Annotated in this window: 16 protein-coding genes and 1 riboswitch; of the genes, 9 read left to right on the top strand and 7 right to left on the bottom strand. The window is 75.4% G+C overall.

The window, feature by feature from the left end; translation table 11 throughout:
- Positions 1–3: 3 nt before the first annotated feature.
- From EV189_RS08370 to EV189_RS08385, 4 genes are read right to left on the bottom strand one after another with little or no spacing between them, the layout of a single operon-like run.
- Positions 4–516 (bottom strand): hypothetical protein, encoded by a 513-nt coding sequence (locus tag EV189_RS08370; RefSeq protein ID WP_231116190.1) that lies wholly within the window; start codon positions 514–516, stop codon positions 4–6.
- Positions 513–1868 carry an NtaA/DmoA family FMN-dependent monooxygenase gene (locus tag EV189_RS08375; protein ID WP_130492456.1) on the bottom strand — a complete coding sequence of 452 codons (1356 nt, stop codon included), beginning with the start codon at positions 1866–1868 and terminating at the stop codon, positions 513–515. The genes EV189_RS08370 and EV189_RS08375 overlap by 4 nt, the downstream gene beginning before the upstream one ends.
- 32 nt (positions 1869–1900) lie before the next feature.
- On the bottom strand, positions 1901–3091 hold the full coding sequence (locus EV189_RS08380; RefSeq protein WP_130492457.1) for an LLM class flavin-dependent oxidoreductase: 1191 nt from the start codon (positions 3089–3091) through the stop codon (positions 1901–1903).
- Positions 3088–3969 (bottom strand): glutathione S-transferase C-terminal domain-containing protein, encoded by an 882-nt coding sequence (locus EV189_RS08385; RefSeq protein ID WP_231116191.1) that lies wholly within the window; start codon positions 3967–3969, stop codon positions 3088–3090. Before EV189_RS08385 ends, EV189_RS08380 begins: the two co-directional genes overlap by 4 nt.
- A 51-nt stretch (positions 3970–4020) precedes the next feature.
- Positions 4021–4125, bottom strand: a riboswitch (SAM riboswitch).
- 226 nt (positions 4126–4351) lie between these two features.
- Here EV189_RS08385 and EV189_RS08390 point away from each other — a divergent pair.
- The 3 genes from EV189_RS08390 to EV189_RS08400 are packed head-to-tail and all read left to right on the top strand — an operon-like array spanning position 4352 to position 7243.
- On the top strand, positions 4352–5365 hold the full coding sequence (locus tag EV189_RS08390; protein WP_130492458.1) for an amino acid ABC transporter permease: 1014 nt from the start codon (positions 4352–4354) through the stop codon (positions 5363–5365).
- Positions 5362–6150 carry an amino acid ABC transporter ATP-binding protein gene (locus EV189_RS08395; protein WP_130492459.1) on the top strand — a complete coding sequence of 263 codons (789 nt, stop codon included), beginning with the start codon at positions 5362–5364 and terminating at the stop codon, positions 6148–6150. Before EV189_RS08390 ends, EV189_RS08395 begins: the two co-directional genes overlap by 4 nt.
- A 49-nt stretch (positions 6151–6199) precedes the next feature.
- Entirely contained in the window at positions 6200–7243 is a 1044-nt protein-coding gene (locus EV189_RS08400) for a transporter substrate-binding domain-containing protein (protein WP_130492460.1), read from the top strand.
- Here the strand turns inward: EV189_RS08400 and EV189_RS08405 are convergent.
- Both EV189_RS08405 and EV189_RS08410 read right to left on the bottom strand, forming a co-directional pair.
- Entirely contained in the window at positions 7230–7448 is a 219-nt protein-coding gene (locus EV189_RS08405) for a hypothetical protein (protein WP_130492461.1), read from the bottom strand. The genes EV189_RS08400 and EV189_RS08405 overlap by 14 nt on opposite strands.
- Positions 7445–8011 carry an AfsR/SARP family transcriptional regulator gene (locus EV189_RS08410; RefSeq protein WP_165400201.1) on the bottom strand — a complete coding sequence of 189 codons (567 nt, stop codon included), beginning with the start codon at positions 8009–8011 and terminating at the stop codon, positions 7445–7447. The genes EV189_RS08405 and EV189_RS08410 overlap by 4 nt, the downstream gene beginning before the upstream one ends.
- A 221-nt stretch (positions 8012–8232) precedes the next feature.
- Between EV189_RS08410 and EV189_RS08415 the strand changes: the two genes are divergently transcribed.
- The gene (locus EV189_RS08415) at positions 8233–9108 is read left to right on the top strand and encodes an LLM class F420-dependent oxidoreductase (protein ID WP_130492463.1); all 876 of its coding nucleotides are present in this window, start codon (positions 8233–8235) and stop codon (positions 9106–9108) included.
- Positions 9109–9127: 19 nt separating this feature from the next.
- On the opposite strand, the gene EV189_RS08420 is transcribed toward EV189_RS08415, so the two are convergent.
- Positions 9128–9505, bottom strand: coding sequence for a response regulator (locus EV189_RS08420; RefSeq protein ID WP_165400202.1), 378 nt, complete (start codon positions 9503–9505; stop codon positions 9128–9130).
- Positions 9506–10080: 575 nt separating this feature from the next.
- Between EV189_RS08420 and EV189_RS08425 the strand changes: the two genes are divergently transcribed.
- The 5 genes from EV189_RS08425 (at position 10081) to EV189_RS08440 (ending at position 16613) form a co-directional block, all read left to right on the top strand.
- Positions 10081–11436 carry an HNH endonuclease signature motif containing protein gene (locus tag EV189_RS08425; protein WP_165400203.1) on the top strand — a complete coding sequence of 452 codons (1356 nt, stop codon included), beginning with the start codon at positions 10081–10083 and terminating at the stop codon, positions 11434–11436.
- Positions 11437–11658: 222 nt separating this feature from the next.
- Positions 11659–14385: a thioesterase domain-containing protein gene (locus EV189_RS20150; RefSeq protein WP_165400204.1), complete on the top strand. Its 2727-nt coding sequence runs from the start codon at positions 11659–11661 to the stop codon at positions 14383–14385.
- Positions 14382–15206, top strand: coding sequence for an ABC transporter ATP-binding protein (locus tag EV189_RS20155; protein ID WP_165400205.1), 825 nt, complete (start codon positions 14382–14384; stop codon positions 15204–15206). Before EV189_RS20150 ends, EV189_RS20155 begins: the two co-directional genes overlap by 4 nt.
- The gene (locus EV189_RS08435; protein WP_130492466.1) at positions 15203–15865 is read left to right on the top strand and encodes an ATP-binding cassette domain-containing protein; all 663 of its coding nucleotides are present in this window, start codon (positions 15203–15205) and stop codon (positions 15863–15865) included. Before EV189_RS20155 ends, EV189_RS08435 begins: the two co-directional genes overlap by 4 nt.
- A gap of 31 nt (positions 15866–15896) precedes the next feature.
- Positions 15897–16613, top strand: a complete 717-nt coding sequence (locus tag EV189_RS08440; protein ID WP_130492467.1) for a gamma-glutamyl-gamma-aminobutyrate hydrolase family protein — start codon at positions 15897–15899, stop codon at positions 16611–16613.
- The last annotated feature ends 27 nt before the right edge of the window (positions 16614–16640 follow it).

A 16640-nucleotide genomic window follows, 5' to 3' on the forward strand; every position in this document is an offset into this window, starting at 1 on the left:
CTCCTAGGCGTGGACCGCGGGAGCCGCGGCGGCGAGCAGCGGTCCCGCGCCCCAGGGCGGGTCGGGGATCTCGCGCCGCAGCACCGGCGCGATGTCGGACTGGAACAGCTCGAGGCTCGCCCGGTGCTGCTCCTCGCTGAGCCCGCCGGCGTCGGCGTGCAGGTGCATCGCCGTGTGGCCGAGGCCGTCGTGGTCGCGGTGGACCTTCTCGATCACCTGCTGGGGGCTGCCGACGTGCGGGGAGCTGCGCTCGACGACGTCCTCCAGCGTCGGGAGGACGGGCTCGAGGCCCAGCCGGCGCTGGAAGGCGAGCTGCCCGCCGAACACCGGCTCGTACGCCGCGATCGCGTCCTGCGAGCGAGGAGCCGCCCACCGCTGGCCGCAGTGCCGGACGAGCTCGGCGTACGGCTCGATCGGGTCGATGACGTTGGCCGAGGACCGCTCGTGCGTCGTGACCTGCCGCCCCGCCACCGGGTGCGGCGCGTGGACGACCAGGGTGATGGCGAGGAACGTCATCCGACCGGCACCGCGTTGCCGAGCGCGGCGAGCCCGAGGTGCTCGCGCAGCGTCGTCCCCTCGTACTCCGTGCGGTAGACGCCCTTCTCCTGCAGCAGGGGGACGACCGTGTCGGCGAAGCCGTCCAAGCCGCCCGGGGTGACGTGCGGCACCAGGATGAAGCCGTCGCTCGCGTCGGCCTGCACGAAGCGGTCGATCTCGTCGGCCACCGTGCGCGGGCTCCCCACGAAGGACTGCCGGCCGGTGACCTCGATGATGAGCTCCCGGATCGACAGGCCCTTCTCCGTCGCCAGCGCGCGCCACTCGCGGGCGACCGCGACCGGGTCGCGGTTCATCCGCACGCTCGCGCGGCCCTTGGCGATGTGGTCGTCGCCGGTGTCGGGGTCGATGTCCGGCAGCGGGCCGTCGGGATCGTAGGCCGAGAGGTCGCGGTTCCACAGCTGCTCGAGGAAGCGGATCGCCGTCTGGCCGCTCACCTGCTGCAGCCGCACCTGGTGGGCGATCTCCTGGGCCTCGGCGTCGGTGTCACCGAGGACGAACGTCGCCGCCGGAAGGATGAGCAGGCTGTCGCGGCTGCGGCCGTACGTCGCGAGCCGGTCCTTGACGTCGGTGTAGAACGCCCGACCGGCCTCGAACTCGCTGTGGCGGCTGAAGATCGCGTCCGCGGTGGACGCCGCGAACTCGCGCCCCTCCTCGGAGTCGCCGGCCTGGAAGATGACCGGGCGGCCCTGCGGCGAGCGCGGGACGTTGAACTGACCGGAGATGCTGAACTGCGGGCCCTCGTGGGAGAACGCCCCCACGTCGGGGCGGGAGACGAACTGCCCCGATCCGGCGTCGGCCGCGATCTCATCGCCCTTCCACGAGTCGAACAGCTCGAACGCCGTGGTGAGGAACTCCTTGGCCCGCGCGTACCTCTGGTCCTGCGGGAGGAAGCCTCCCCGGCGGAAGTTCTCGCCCGTGAAGGCGTCCCAGGAGGTGACGACGTTCCACGCGGCGCGCCCGGCGGAGAGGTGGTCCAGGCTCGCGAACTGCCGGGCGACCTCGTAGGGCTCGTTGAAGGTCGAGTTGATGGTGCCGGTGAGCCCCAGTTGCTCGGTGACGGCGGCGAGCGCCGAGAGCACGGTGAAGGTGTCGGGTCGGCCGACCACGTCGAGGTCGTAGATCTTGCCGGCCTGCTCGCGCAGCCGCAGTCCCTCGGCCAGGAAGAGGAAGTCGAACTTCGCCCGCTCGGCGGTCTGCGCGAAGTGCACGAACGACGAGAACTCGATGTGGCTGCCACCGCGCGGGTCGCTCCACACGGTCGTGTTGTTGACGCCGGGGAAGTGCGCGGCGAGGTGGATCTGCTTGGGCATCGGTCGTCTCCGGTGGTGGCGTCAGATCGCCGTCAGACGGCGGCGTAGCGGTTGGCGGGCCGCGGGAGCCCGAAGTGACCGCGCAGGGTGCTGGCGGTGTAGGCCGTGCGGAAGGCCCCCCGCCGCTGCAGCTCGGGGACCAGCCCCGTCGTGATGTGCGCGAGGTCGGTCGCGAGCACGGCGGGACGCAGCCGGTAGCCGTCGAGCCCGGCGGAGGCCCAGTCCTGCAGGCGGTCCGCCAACTCGGTGGGCGTCCCGGCGATGACGTCGACGTCGGTCGACCACGGCTCCCCGGCGAGCTCGTCCAAGCGTGCCAGGCGGTCCTGCGCCTCGGCGGTCGTGGCGCCGAGCACCACGGCGAGGTCGCCGAGGACGTGCCCCGGGCCGTCGGTACGCGCCGCGGCCGACCGCTCGGCCGCCACGCCCTCGACGGCGGCGCGCGCCTCCTCGAGGCTGTGCGGCGTCACGATGGCCACGTCGGCCGCCCGCCCTGCCACGGCGTACGCGGCGGGGCCGTGCGCGAGCGCGACGACCAGCGGCTGGCCCTGCGGCGGGCGCGGCGTGATCGAGGGGCCACGGACGCTGAAGTGCTTGCCCTCGAAGTCGATGTAGTGCAGCTTCTCGATGTCGACGAAGCGCCCGGTCGCGACGTCGCGGATCTCCGCGTCGTCCTCCCAGCTGTCCCAGAGCCGGCGCAGGACCTCGACGTAGTCGACCACCTCGCCGAGCAGGTCGACCACGAGCGGATCGCCCGCGATGTCGACGCCCTGGCGCGGCACGAAGGAGACCTCGCGACGCCCGAAGTGGCGGGCCTCGAAGGGCCGCAGGGAGGCCTGCACGCGCAGGCCCGCGCGACCGGTGCTGACGTAGTCGAGCGTGGCGACGGCCTTGCTCAGGTGGAAGGGCTCGGTGTGCGTGACGGTGGCGCTCGGCACGAGGCCGATGTGCCGCGTGGTCGGCGCCACGCGTGCGGCGGTCAGCACGGCGTCGAGCCGGCCGCGGACCCGGTCGGTGCGGCCGTCCGGCGCGTCGTCGCGCTCGGACTGCAGGGCCAGCCCGTCCTCGATCGTGACGAGGTCGAGCAGCCCGCGCTCGGCCACCGCGACCAGCTCGGTCCAGTACGCCGCCGACAGCAGGTCGTGTGGCGCGGCGGCCGGGTCGCGCCAGGCCGCGGGGTGCCAGCCGGCGCCCTCGAGGCCGACGGCGAGGTGGAGCTGGCTCATCGCTCGCCCTCCCACTCGAGCTGGACCGCACCGGGCCCGGTGAACGAGGCGAAGCGGGTGGTGGAGCGGAAGGCGGGGAGCGCGTACAGCTCGCGCCCCCAGCGCCAGAGGGCGGGCCAGTGCGGCAGCGCCGGGCCGATGCGGCCGCCCACGTTGTGCTCGGCGTCGTAGCGGACCACGGAGACCCACAGCCGGACATCGGCCTCGGTGAGCTGGTCGCCGAGCAGGAACCTGCTGCCGGACAGGCGCTCCTCGAGCTCGGCGAAGCGCGCGAGCAGGCGCTCCCGCGCCTGCGGGGCGCCCGGGCCGTCGCCCCCTGCCACGCTGATGCCCTGGTTGACGTCGGGGCCCAGCTGCGCGTCCAGCGCCTCGATCTCGTCGCGCAGGTGCTCGGGGTAGGTGCCAGCCGTCGCGCCGAACTGCGTGGCGAGGTCGATGCCGAGCAGGCGGAAGTCGTTGCTCACCACGCGGCCGGTGACGCGGTCCCACAGCGTCGGGACGGAGACGAGCCCGTCGAAGCCCGGCTCGGTGCGGTCGTACGCCTCGCGCAGCAGGGCGAAGCCGTTGACAGGGTCCGGCCCGTGCGTCTCGCGGAACGCCCAGCCGCGGCCGTCGCGCTCGTCGTCGACGAAGGACACGGAGACGACCTCGGCCAGACCGTTGAGCGCCAGCTCCAGCGTGACCCGCTGGGACCACGGGCAGAACCAGCCGGCGTAGACGTGGTAGCGCCCACCGACGGCGGGGTAGCCGCTCGCCCCGTCCGCCGTGATGCGGTCGGTGAAGCGGTACACCGGGCGCGTGTCTCCGGGGTCGCGGTGCACCGCGTAGGTGCCGTGCTCCCCCACGTCCACGGGGCTGGCGCAGGTCGCCATGCTCATGCGTCTCCTGTCGTCGGGGAGCACGAGGCCGAGCCCCACGAGGGGAGCCCGGACCCGCGCTTGCCGCGGTGCGGCCGTGTCCTCACCCGGGGCACCCCGCCGCGGTCGGAGGGTTGCCGGCCAGCTAGCCGGGGCTTGTCGCTGGCGCTCGTGACGACTCCGAGCATGCGTCGAGATCCTCGTAGCGGCAACCGTTCTATCGCCCCGTTCCACATCGTGGACAGGTCCTCGAACCGGTCGGCCGGGGGGCCGGAAGCCGCGTACGGTCCTCGCCAGACGACCTGCGGGAAACGCCCCGGCACCGCGGGTCCCGTCCCCGCGGCTCGGCAGGACGCACGCCCGCGTCCCCGGCTCGCGCTCCCCCTCGCCCTGGAGATCCCGCATGAGCGCCACGCAGACGCCCGAGACCGGCACTGCGCCACCGGTCCCGGCCCCGCTCCCGAAGGCAGCCGAGCAGGGCGCCGCCCACGGCAGCGACCCCACCGACGGGCTCCTCCCCGGCCGCCCGCTGCCCGCGCGCCGCCCCGGCCGCTGGGCCGCGACCGCGGTGACGCTGGTGGTGGTGGCGCAGCTGGTGCACGGCCTCGTCACCAACCGCGCCTTCCAGTGGACGGTCGTCGGCGACTGGTTCGTCGACCCCGTCGTGCTCGACGGTCTGCGGATCACCCTCGAGGTGACCGCCCTGAGCGCGGTCCTCGGGGGCGCGCTCGGCGTGCTGCTGGCCCTCGCCCGGCTCTCGGGCGTACCGCTGCTGCAGGGCGCGTCGTGGGTCTACGTGTGGATCTTCCGCTCGGTGCCGATGCTCGTGCTGCTGCTCCTCGTCTTCAACTTCAACGCGCTCTACAGCCGGTTGCAGGTCGGCGTGCCGTTCGGGCCCGGCTTCGCGCACGTCGACACGCTGACGCTGCTCGGCAGCCCGCTGGTGATCGCGGTGGTGGGCTTCACGCTCAACGAGGCGGCGTACGCGGCGGAGCTCGTCCGCGGCGGCATCCTCTCGGTCGACCAGGGCCAGCTCGAGGCGGCCAGCGCGCTCGGACTGCCGAAGCACCGGCAGTACACCCGGATCGTGCTGCCGCAGGCGCTGCGCGCGATCGTCCCGACCTACGTCAACCAGATCATCGGGCTCGTCAAGGGCACCTCGCTGGTCTACTACGTCTCGCTGCTCGACCTCTTCGGCCAGGTGCAGACGCAGAACTCCCGCGTGCCGCAGGACATCATCCCGCTCTACCTCGTCGCGACGATCTGGTACGTCGTGCTCACCAGCGCCCTCGGCGTCGTGCAGTACTACGTCGAGCGCAGGTACGCCCGCGGCCACGTCCGCTCGCTGCCGCCCACACCGCTGCAGCGGCTGCGGGCGCGCGTCGCCTCGCTGCGCCCGCAGCAGGTAGCGGCATGACCGCGCTGCAGGCCGAGCCGAGGCTTGGCAGCGCGCTGCAGGTGCGCGGCGCCCACAAGTCCTACGGCTCCGTGCCCGTCCTCCAGGGGATCGACCTCGACGTGCCGCACGGCCAGGTCGTCGCCGTCATCGGGCCGTCGGGGTCGGGGAAGTCCACGCTGCTGCGCACGATCAACGGCCTCGAGCGCCTCGACGAGGGCTGGGTCAGCGTCGGCGGCGAGCTCATCGGCGTGCGCCGCGAGGGCGACCGGCTGCGCGAGCTGACGGAGCGCGCGCTGCTGCGCCAGCGGGCCCGTATCGGCTTCGTCTTCCAGAGCTTCAACCTCTTCCCGCACCTCACGGTGCTGGACAACGTGGTCGAGGCGCCGGTGTCCGCGCAGCGGCGCAAGCGCGCCGAGGTCGAGCCCGAGGCGCTCGAGCTGCTCGCCCAGGTCGGGCTGGCGGACCGGGCCGGCGCGTACCCGCGCCAGCTGTCGGGCGGTCAGCAGCAGCGCGTCGCGATCGCGCGGGCGCTCGCCCTGCGTCCCGAGCTGATCCTCTTCGACGAGCCGACCAGCGCGCTCGACCCCGAGCTCGTCAGCGAGGTGCTCGCCGTCATCGCCGGGCTGGCCCGCTCCGGCACCACGCTCGTCATCGTCACGCACGAGATCGCCTTCGCCCGGGAGACGGCCGATGTGGTCGTCTTCCTCGACGAGGGGCGCGTCGTCGAGCAGGGCCCGCCCGCGTGCGTCCTCGACGACCCCCAGCACCCGCGTACCCGCGAGTTCCTCTCCAAGGTCCTTTAGACCCCCTCCCCGCAGCACGTTCTCCAGCACCCCGATCAGGAGCACTCCCATGCCATCGCCCGCCCGCACTCCTCTAGGCCTCGCTGCCGCCGCCGCCCTCGCCGCGACCGTGCTCAGCGGCTGCGGGTCGTCGACCAGGGCGCAGGACGCCGCGAGCAGCACCAGCGCCGGGGGCTCCACCGCGGCCGCGGGCACCACGTCCGTCCTCGTCGGCGGCAACGCGGGCTCGCTGCACGCCTCCACCCCGGTCACGCTCAGCATCGCGGTGGACCAGGCCGCGCGGGCCGAGCTGCCCGCCGACGTCGTCAAGCGCGGCACCCTCGTCATCGGCGAGGGCGCGCTGCCGACGGGGTTCCCGCCCCTCGCGTTCGTCGGCGACGACAAGCGCACGCTGACCGGCGCCGAGCCCGACCTCGGCCGGCTCGTCGCGGCGACCCTCGGCCTCAAGCCCGTCATCACGAACGCCACGTGGGACAACCTGTTCGTCGGCATCGACAGCGGCAAGACCGACGTGGGCTTCTCGAACATCACCGATACCGAGAAGCGCAAGGAGAAGTACGACTTCGCGAGCTACCGGCAGGACAACCTCGGCTTCCAGGTGCTGGCCTCCAGCACCTGGCAGTTCGCCGGTGACTACCACAACCTCGCCGGGCTCACTGTCGCCGTCGGCAGCGGCACCAACCAGGAGAAGATCCTGCTGGAGTGGCAGTCCAAGGTGAAGGCCGAGGGCAAGAAGCTCAACGGCAAGTTCTACACCGACGACAGCACGATCGCCCTGGCCCTGCGCTCGAAGCAGGTCGACGCCTACCTCGGCCCGAACCCGAGCATCGCGTACGCCAACCAGCAGTCGCGGGGCACCGCGAGCGCGACGCGCACGGCGGGCACGTACTCGGGCGCCGGCGCGAGTCTCCAGGGCCTCATCGCCGCCACGACCAAGAAGGGCGACGGACTCAACAAGCCGGTGGCCGACGCGATCAACACGCTCATCGCGAACGGCACCTACGCCAAGTGGCTGGCGGCGTGGAACCTCAGCAACGAGGCGGTCAAGACCGCCGAGATCAACCCGCCCGGCCTGCCCATCACCAACAGCTGAGCCGAGGGCTCATCGCAGGGCGCGCACCGCTGGCGACTGCGGTGAGCCACCGCCGGACGGCGTCGACGAGCGCGTCGACGCCGTCCGCCACGTCCACGGTCTGGTCGGCGTCGTCCCCGGTGAGCAGCCGAGCGCGGACGGCCTGCTCCCCCGGCTCCTCCCCGTCGGGCTCGTGCCACGCGCGGATGACGAGGACCGTGCTCATCGCGGCCTCCGCTCGGCGGGCCTGCCCAGCAGGTCCGCGACCAGCCGGCGGATCGCCGGCAGGGGCGCGAGCCCGAGCTCGCTGCGGACGAGCCTGCGGTAGAGGTCGTACTGCCGCAGCGCCTTTCCCGGGTTGCCCTCGGCCAGGTGCGCCTCGATCACCGCGCGGTGCGCGCTCCCCCGCAGCGGCTCGCCTGCGACGGCAGCGAGCCCCGCGGTGAGGGCGCTGTCGTGCTGTCCTTGGGCGCTGGAGCGCCGGCAGAGCGCCTCGAGCGCGTGCAGCCTCCGCTGGCGGTGCCGCTCCCGCTCGAGCAGCACCCAGTCCTCGCCCCAGTCGGGCAGCACGTCGCGGTCGAGCAGCCGGACGTCGCACTCGGTGCCCTCGACCGACAGGCTCGTGATGCTGTCCTCCGCCGCCCAGAGGTCCACGCTCGTCCCGCCCGCCAGCCCCACGTGGGTCGGGGTGACCGTGATGAGCGGGAGCCCGCGCGGGCGCGGCAGCCGCCACAGCGTCGAGCGCAGGCTGGCCCCCGCCTTGTCCTCCATGCTCTCCGGCCACAGCACGCCGGCGAGCTGCTGACGGCGTACGGGCCTGTGGTGCAGCGCGAGGTACGCGACCAGCCGCTCCGCGCGCGACCGGAGGGCGACGCTCCCCTCTGCGCCTCGTCGCCGGCACTGCCTGCACGGCTGTGTGCGTGCTCGACCTCGTGGTGGTCGGGCTGGCCGTGCGCTGAGGCGTCTGCGAGGCTGGGCGGCGCCGCACCGCCGCACCCGCTGGAGCATCCGTGGACCTCGCCCTGCACGTCCCCGACTTCACGCCGTACGGCGACCCCGCCGGCCTCGCCGAGGGGCTCACGGCCACCGCGCGCGCGGCGGAGGACGCAGGCTTCGTGACGCTGACGCTGATGGACCACTGGTTCCAGATGGAGGCGATGGCGCCGGCGACCGACCCCATGCTCGACGGCTACACCGCCCTCGGCTTCCTCGCCGGACGCACCGAGCGGCTGCAGCTGGGGCTGCTCGTCACCGGTGTGACCTACCGGCACCCGGGGCTGCTCGCCAAGACGGTCGCCACGCTGGACGTGCTCTCCGGCGGCCGCGCGCTGCTCGGCATCGGCGCCGCGTGGTACGACCGCGAGCACCGCGGCCTCGGCGTGCCGTTCCCGCCGGTCGCCGAGCGCTTCGAGCGGCTCGAGGAGGCGCTGCAGATCTGCAAGCAGATGTGGAGCGACGACGACGGGGCCTACGAGGGCAGGCACTACCAGCTCGCCGAGACGCTCTGCGTGCCCCAGCCGCTGCAGCCCGGTGGGCCGCCCGTCCTCATCGGCGGGATGGGCGAGCGGAAGACCCTGCGCCTCGTCGCGCAGTACGCCGACGCCTGCAACCTGTTCGACGCCGGCCTCGACGTGCTGCGCGACAAGCTCGCCGTGCTGGACCAGCACTGCGCCGACGTCGGCCGCGACCCCGCGACCGTGCAGCGCACCGTCGTGGCGGCCGGCGACCCCCTCGCGGACGTCGACGAGTTTGTGGCGCGGATGCAGAGCTACGCCGAGCTCGGCATCAGCAAGGCGTGGGTGTCGCGCCGCGGCCCCGGCCCGGCGATCCCCGGGTGGGTCGAGCAGGTCGGCGAGCAGGTGCTGCCGCGGCTGCGCGAGCTGTAGGCATGCTCCGGGTCGGGCCCTAGCCGAGGGCCTGCGTCTGGGCCAGGGCCTGGGCGACGACCTGGAGCAGGTCGACCGCGGCGTACGGCTTGGCGAGGTAGCGCGCGCCCTGCGCCCGCACGCGGTCCGCCAGCTGCACCGCGGGCGAGGCCGTCACCATGACGACCCGCTCGGCGCGGAGCCCGGCCCGCGCGAGCGAGTCCAGGACGCTGAACCCGTCGGCGCCCGGAAGCCCGACGTCGACGATCGCGACCTCAGGGGCGGGCCCGCTCGCGAGCAGCGCGACGGCCTCCTCGCCGCTCGCGACGCAGCGCGCCTCGTGGTCCGCGCGGCGCAGCTGGGCGGCCAGAAGGAAGCGCACGTCCGGGTCGTCCTCGACGACGAGCACCCGCGCCATCCCGCCACCTCCTCGTCCGCGTCCCCGTCCCCGTCTCCTGCCCTCCCGATCGGCGGGGCGGCGGGCGGGCTGAGCGAGTGGCGCCCCCTCCCTGGTGATCATGCACATCCTGGCGAGGGCGTGGTCATGCACGTGTCGGCGAGGCGTGGTCTTGCGCATCTCCGTGAGGGCGCGATCGAGCACGGCTACCTAAGGACGTGATGAAGCACGGCTCGGGCAGCGGCCGGGTCGCCGTCCGCCCGCCCTCTTCCGCCGTGATCATGCACATCGTGGGGAGGGGTGTGCCGCGGTTCGCCCGCCCCCCCTTCCGCCGTGATCATGCACATCCCGGGGCTCGGCCCGCGCCAGCTACATCCTCGCGATCACGCACTTCTGGGAGGGCCGACCTGTCACCCGAGGACTGAGCCCACAAAGGCCGGCTGACCCTTGCCGAGCTCGCCTGGGAGCTGTACGATTCGAACATGCGTTCGAATAACGGTCCTGAGCGGGGCGACGGGTTGCCCGTCCGCCCGGTGCCCGGGGTCGTTGCGCTGCCTGGGCCGGGGCGGCCGTTCGCGAGGGCGGTGGAGCAGGTCGTGGCTGGTCCGATGCTGCTGTCGCTGGTGCAGCAGCTGAGTCGCGACGAGGGCCTGCTGCGGTCGTGGGCGCTGGCGGGGGAACCGGCCCCCGGTGTGGCCGGGTCGAAGGAGGGCCGCCCGGAGGTCGTGGTCCTCGCCGACGCGCGGTTGGCGCTGGTGCAGGCGTGCGCGCGGGTAGAGGCTGTGGCGGCGGCGGTGAAGGCGGAGCTGGTCGCCTCGGCCTACGGGCAGATCGCGACGGCGACCGCGGAGACGGTGCCGGGTGCGGCTCGGGGTGGTGGGGCGAAGGTGTCGGCGCGGGCGGAGATGGCGCTCGCGCTGCGGATGACCGAGCGCGGTGCCGCCGCGATGGTCGACGGTGCGCTGCTGCTCACGTCGCGTCATCCGGGGACGCGGTGGCTGCTCGCCGAGGGCCACCTGTCACCTGCCCACGCCCGGGTGGTGGTCGACGAGGCGTCCGTGCTGGCCGACGAGTTCATCCCGGCGCTGGAGGCGGCGGTGCTGCGCCGCGCGCCGGAGCGGACGGTCAGCGAGCTGCGCCGCGACGTCCGTCGCGCGGTGGCGAAGCTCGACCCGCGCGGGGCGGTGGAGCGGCACGCCGACGCCGTCCAGCAGCGGGCCGTCCGGATCACCCCGCTGCCCGATGGGATGGCCGAGATCCGCGCGCTGCTCACCGCCGACGAAGCGCAGGTCGTGTCCAGCGCGCTCGACCGGATCGCCCGAGACCTGCCCACCGCTGACGGCGGGTTCGCCGCTCGAGCCGGCTCACGCGCCGACGCGCTCGTCGCGGTGTGCTCCGTGCTGCTCGACCCGAGCGCAGACGGCGACTTCGTCCCGGCGCTGACGAGGACGGCCGCACCGGTCGCCGTGCAGGTGCAGATCTCCGCCGCCACCCTCCTCGGCCTCGCCGAGGACCCCGCCCACCTCGTGGGCCACGGCCCGATCCCCGCCGACCTCGGCCGCCTCCTCGCCAGCGACGGGACCTGGCAGCTCGCCATCACCGACCCCGACGGCAAGCTCCTCGACCTCCACCGCCTCCGCTACCAGCCCACCGCCGCCCAACGGGCTCACGTGACCGCGCTGTGGCTGCACTGCGGACACCCCACCTGCTCCGTACCCGCGGCCCGCTGCGACGTCGACCACACGGTCCCGTTCAACCGCGAGGACCCCGACGACCCGGGCGGCGGGCACACCACCTGCCGCAACCTCTGCCCCAGATGCCGGCTCCACCACAACCTCAAGACCTGGTGGGGCTGGACCACCACACCACTCCCCGACGGCACCATCGCCCACCGCACACCCCTCGGCCGGATGTACGAAGCACGACCAGAACCCCAACCCTGCGCCGCCTGACTCAGCCGTCGGCAGTGGAGAGAACCCCGAGCAGCAGCAGGACCAGCACGACCGCCCAGCCCCGCCGGCACCAGCCGGACGGGGCTACCGGCGCGCTCCTTCCCGCGGCCGAGCCGCACTGCGCCGCACTGCGCCGCACCCGCGGGACCCGCCGACCCGTGCCCGTCACACGGCTCGACTAGCGTGACGAGGACGGCGTACGGGCCGGCTTCGGGGAGGACCATGCGCAGGTCGGGGCGGACGGGCCGGCTGGCTGCGCTCCGCCGCGTACCTCGGCCGGACGTCGGGCTCGTGCTGCTGACCGCGGTCCTCGTGGGCGTCGCGGTCTCCGCGCCCCTCGACGTGGCGGCCGCCGGGGAGGCGACCTGGCGCCACGGGCGGGAGGCGCTCGACCCGTCGGCGGTCTCCGCCACCGTCGTGGGCGGTACGCGCGGGCAGGGCGCCGAGCCCCAGACCGAGCGCCTGGCGCACCTCGACGCGCTCTCCTCGGCCGTCAGTGCGGCCGGCCGCGACGCCGGGCTCGGCGACGCCCTCGAGCTGCAGACGGTCGAGCCGGTGAGCGTCCAGGACCCCGCCGTCCCGGGCCCGAAGCACGCCCACGCGCCCGTCGTGCTCGTCTCCCGCACGAGCACGAGCACGAGCACGAGCCCGACCAGCACCACCACCAGCAGCTCGGCCGAGGCCAACCTCCACCTCGTCGCCGGACGCGTCGACGCCGCGGGCGTCCTCGTCCCCCAGGACCTCGCCGACCAGCTGCACCTGCGGCCGGGCGACCGGATGACCCTCGCCGGCAGCGTGACGACCAGGGCCCGCCCGGCAGGAGTGACGGTCTCGGGGATCTACGTGCGCCCGGCGGCGCCCCTCGCGGCGTACTGGGCGGGGCTCGGCCTGCGCTTCTTCCTGCGGGCACCGGGCCGCGGCGACGAGGGCGTCGTCTACCCGCCGGCGCCCGTCATCGCCGCGCCGGCCCTGCTGGACGCGCTCGCCGGCACCATCGACTCCCCGGTCGACGTCGAGTGGTCGTTCCCCGCACCCCGCACCCTCGACCTCGCCACCGCCGAGCGAACGGCGTCGGCGTACGCCCGCCTCGCCGCCGCCGTCGCCGGCGGCCGGGTCACGGAGGCGGCCCTCCCCGTCGGCGATCCGCCGGTCCTGCGCACCTCGCTGCCCGGGCTCATCGCGGACGCCCGCAGGACGACCGCGCTGCTCTCCCCGCCGGTGCGCGCCGTGGGCGTCGGCGGTGCGGCGGCCGCGCTCGTCCTCGTCGGGGCATGGGCGGCGGCGTCGTCCCGGCGGCGCGAGGTGCAGCTCCGCGGACTGCTCGCCCGCGGGCTGCGGCCCGCCGAGGCCGCGGGCCGCGCGGCCCGTGCGGCCGTACCCGCGGTCCTGCTCGGCGCGGTCCTCGGGACGGCCCTCGGCTGGGCCGGGGTCTCGCTGCTGGGGCCCGCCCGGGTGCGCCCGGACACGGCGACGGCGGCCGGTGCCCTGCTCGCCGCGGTCGCGGCCCTCGTGGTGGTCGCGGTCGTCACCGCCGCGCTCGTCGCGCGGCTGGACCGGGTGGACGCCGGACGGCTGGAGCAGCGGCTCGGCCGCGTCCCCTGGCTCCCCGTCCTCAGCGCGGTCGCCGCCGTCGCGGCGCTCCCCCTCCTCCACGGCAGCGGCACGAGCACCGGCACGAGCACCGGCGGCGCACCGCTCGGTGCGGTCGCGCTGGCGGTCCCCCTGCTCGTCGTCGGGGCCGGCGCCGGGCTCGCCGTCACCGCGCTCCAGCGCCTGGCGCCGCGCGCGCTCCCCGCGCTCGACCGACTGCCGACCGGCGCCTTCCTGGCCGCACGGCGCGTCCTCGCCGCCCCTGGAGCCGCGCGCCTCGTCGTCGTGGCGTGCGCCGTCGCGCTCGGGCTCTCCGTCTACGCCAGCGCGCTCGCCGACTCGTCCTCCCGCACGCTGCGCGCGAAGGCGGCCGTGGCCGTCGGGGCGGACGCCGTCGTGTCGGCCGACGACCGCGTGCTGCCCGCGCTGCCCGCGGGGACCTCGGCCGTGCTGCGCGACCCCCAGGTGAGCGTCGCGTCCGCCACCCGCAACGCCGCCCTGCTCGCGCTCGACCCGGAGACGTTCGCCGCGGTGGCGACGTGGGACACCCGCTTCGGGGACCGCGACCGCCTGCTGCACCGGCTGGCCGGGGCCCCGGGGAGCGTGCCGGTCGTCATCGCCGGCGACGCGACGGGGCTGCCGAGCACCGGGGCGGCGGCGCTGCAGGAGGGCCCGTACACCCTGCAGGTGCAGGTCGTCGCGCGCGTGCCGGCCTTCCCGGGCATGCTGGGCCGCGGCCCCCTCGTCGTCGTGGCCCAGCAGCCGCTCCTCGCCGCCCTCGCCGCGCACGACCCCTCGCCGCGCGCGCTGTTCGACCAGGAGGTCTGGGTACGCGGGGACTCGGCCCCCGCGCAGCGCGCGCTCGGCCTCACCGGCAGCGGCGCCGCCGCCACGACGACGACCACCGCGGGCTTCCTGCAGCGGCCCGACGTCCGCTCCGCGGCGTACGCGCTGGCCTACCTCCGCGCGGTCGCGGGCGCGGGCGGCGCCCTGGGGCTGCTCGGGCTCGTGCTCCACGCCGCGGGGCAGCAGCGGCGCCGCACGGTCGCCACCGTGCTCCTCGACCGCATGGGCCTCGGCCGCGCGGCCGGGCGGACGGCCGCGGCGCTCGAGCTCGGACTGCTCGCCGGGACGGCGCTCGTCTGCGGCTGCGTGCTGGCCCTGCCGGCCTGCGCCTTCGTGCTCGGCCGCGTCGACCCGGTCCCGGCAGTGGCGCCGGCGCCGCTCTTCCGCGTGCCCGCCCTCGCCCTGCTCGCCGTGGTGGTGGGCACGCTCGCCGCGGTCGTCCTCGGCGCGCTGCTCGTCGACCGGCTCGCCCGGCGCGCTCCCGCCGGCACCGTCATGCGGGCGCCCGCGTGAGCGCCGCGGCCGCCGCCCGGTGCTCGGGCGTGGTCCGCATCTACGCCGCGCCGGAGGGTGACGTGCACGCCCTCAAGGGCGTCGACCTGCAGCTGCCCGCGGGCTCGCTGACGGCGCTCACCGGCCCGTCGGGCTCGGGCAAGACGAGCCTGCTGCGCATCCTCGCGGCCCAGGACCGGCCGACGGCGGGCACCGCGGAGATCGCCGGGACGCCGCTCGGCCCGCTGTCGCGGCGCGGGCTGCGCGCCCTGCGCCGCCGCAGCGTCGGCTTCGTCCTCGCGCGTCCGTCGGACAACCTGCAGCCGCAGCTCACCGCGCTCGGGCACCTGCGCGCGGCGGGGCGGATGCGCGGCCTGCGCGGCCGCCCGCTCACGGAGGCCGCCGACGAGCTGCTCGGCCTGCTCGAGCTCGGCCACCGCGCGGAGCACCGTCCGGACCAGCTCTCCGGGGGCGAGCAGCAGCGGCTCGCGCTCGCCCAGGCCGTGGTCGGCGGCCCGCAGCTCCTCATCGCCGACGAGCCGACCGGCGAGCTCGACGAGGCGACCGCGGACGACGTGCTCCGCGCCGTGCGGGCGCTCACGGCGCGCGGGACCACGGTGCTCCTCGCCACGCACGACCCCCGTGTCGAGCAGGTCGCCGACCGGGTGCTCGCCATGCGGTCGGGGACGATCGCCGGGGAGCGCGTCGACGGCCGGCACGTCGCCGTCATCGACCCCGACGGCCGCGTGCAGCTGCCCGACGACGCCCTGGCCCGCTTCCCCGGCGGCCGCGTGCTCGTGACCCTGGACGAGCGCGGCGTGCGCCTCGAGCCGCCGGCATGAGCGCGCTGCCCGACGCCGCGCCCGTCCTGGAGGTGCGCGGGCTGCGCAAGTCCTACCGCCGCGGCGACGAGGTCGTCCACGCCCTGCAGGGCGTCGAGCTGCAGGTGGCCGCCGGCGAGCTGGTCGTGCTGCTCGGCCGGTCCGGCTCGGGCAAGACGACGCTGCTCAGCTGCATCCTCGGGTGGGAGGATCCGGACTCCGGCGAGGTCGAGGTGACGGCCCCCGGAGCCGCGACGGCGTGGGAGCGGACCGCGGTCGTCCCCCAGCAGACCGGGCTGCTCGAGGAGCTGACCCTGCTCGAGAACGTCGCCCTGCCCGCGCGCCTCGCGGGGGTGCCCGCACCGCGTACCGCGGCGCTGCACGCCCTCGAGGAGCTGCAGATCGCCGGGGAGGCCGACCGCCGCCCCGACGCGGTCTCCCTGGGCCAGGCCCAGCGGGCCGCGCTCGCGCGCGCGCTCGTCGTCCGGCCGGCCCTGCTGCTCGCCGACGAGCCCACCAGCCGGCTCGACGAGGACCTCACCCGGGTGGTGCTCGCCGAGCTGCGCCGCCGCTGCCACGCCGACGGGCTCGCCGTGCTGCTCGCGAGCCACGACGCGCTCGCCACCGCGTACGCCGACCGCGTGGTCCGGCTCGCCGAGGGACGGCTGGCGGCGGGCTAGGCACGATCCTCCGCTGTGGCAGCCTGTCCTCGTGCGCCCCGTCATCGGCATCACCAGCTACGTCGAGCCCGCCGCCTGGGGCCCCTGGGACGCCGTCCGCGCCGTCCTGCTCCCCGAGGCCTACGTCGCCCGGGTCGTCGCGGCCGGGGGCCTGCCGGTGGTGCTCCCCCCGGCCGCCGCGCTCGACCCCGCCGCCGTGCTGGCCCACCTCGACGGGCTCGTGCTCGCCGGGGGCGCGGACCTCGACCCGGCGCTGTACGCCGCCGAGCCCGACCCGCGCACCACCGGGCTGCGGCCCGACCGCGACGCCGCGGAGAGCGCACTGCTGCAGGCGGCCCTGGAGCAGCGGCTGCCGCTGCTGGGGATCTGCCGCGGCATGCAGCTGCTCACCGCAGCGGCGGGCGGGACGCTCTGCCAGCACCTGCCCGACGTCGTGGGCCACGAGGGCCACCGCCCCGAGCCCGGCGTCTACGGACGCCACGCCGTCCGGCTCTCCCCCGGGACGCTCGCGCACGCGGTGCTCGGCGACGAGGTGACGGTCGCGTCCTACCACCACCAGGGCGTCGACACCGTCGGCTCGCTGGTCGCCTCCGGCACCGTCCCGGACGACGGGAGCGTCGAGGCCGTCGAGGTGCCCGGGCACCCCTTCGCGCTGGGGGTGCTGTGGCACCCCGAGGTCGACGAGGACCTGCGGCTCTTCGAGGGCCTCCGCGCCGCGGCGCAGGACCACCGCAGCAGGCAGTCCTGAGCACCGACCGGCGACTCGCCCGCTCCG

Source organism: Motilibacter rhizosphaerae (genome assembly GCF_004216915.1).
GTDB lineage: Bacteria > Actinomycetota > Actinomycetes > Motilibacterales > Motilibacteraceae > Motilibacter > Motilibacter rhizosphaerae.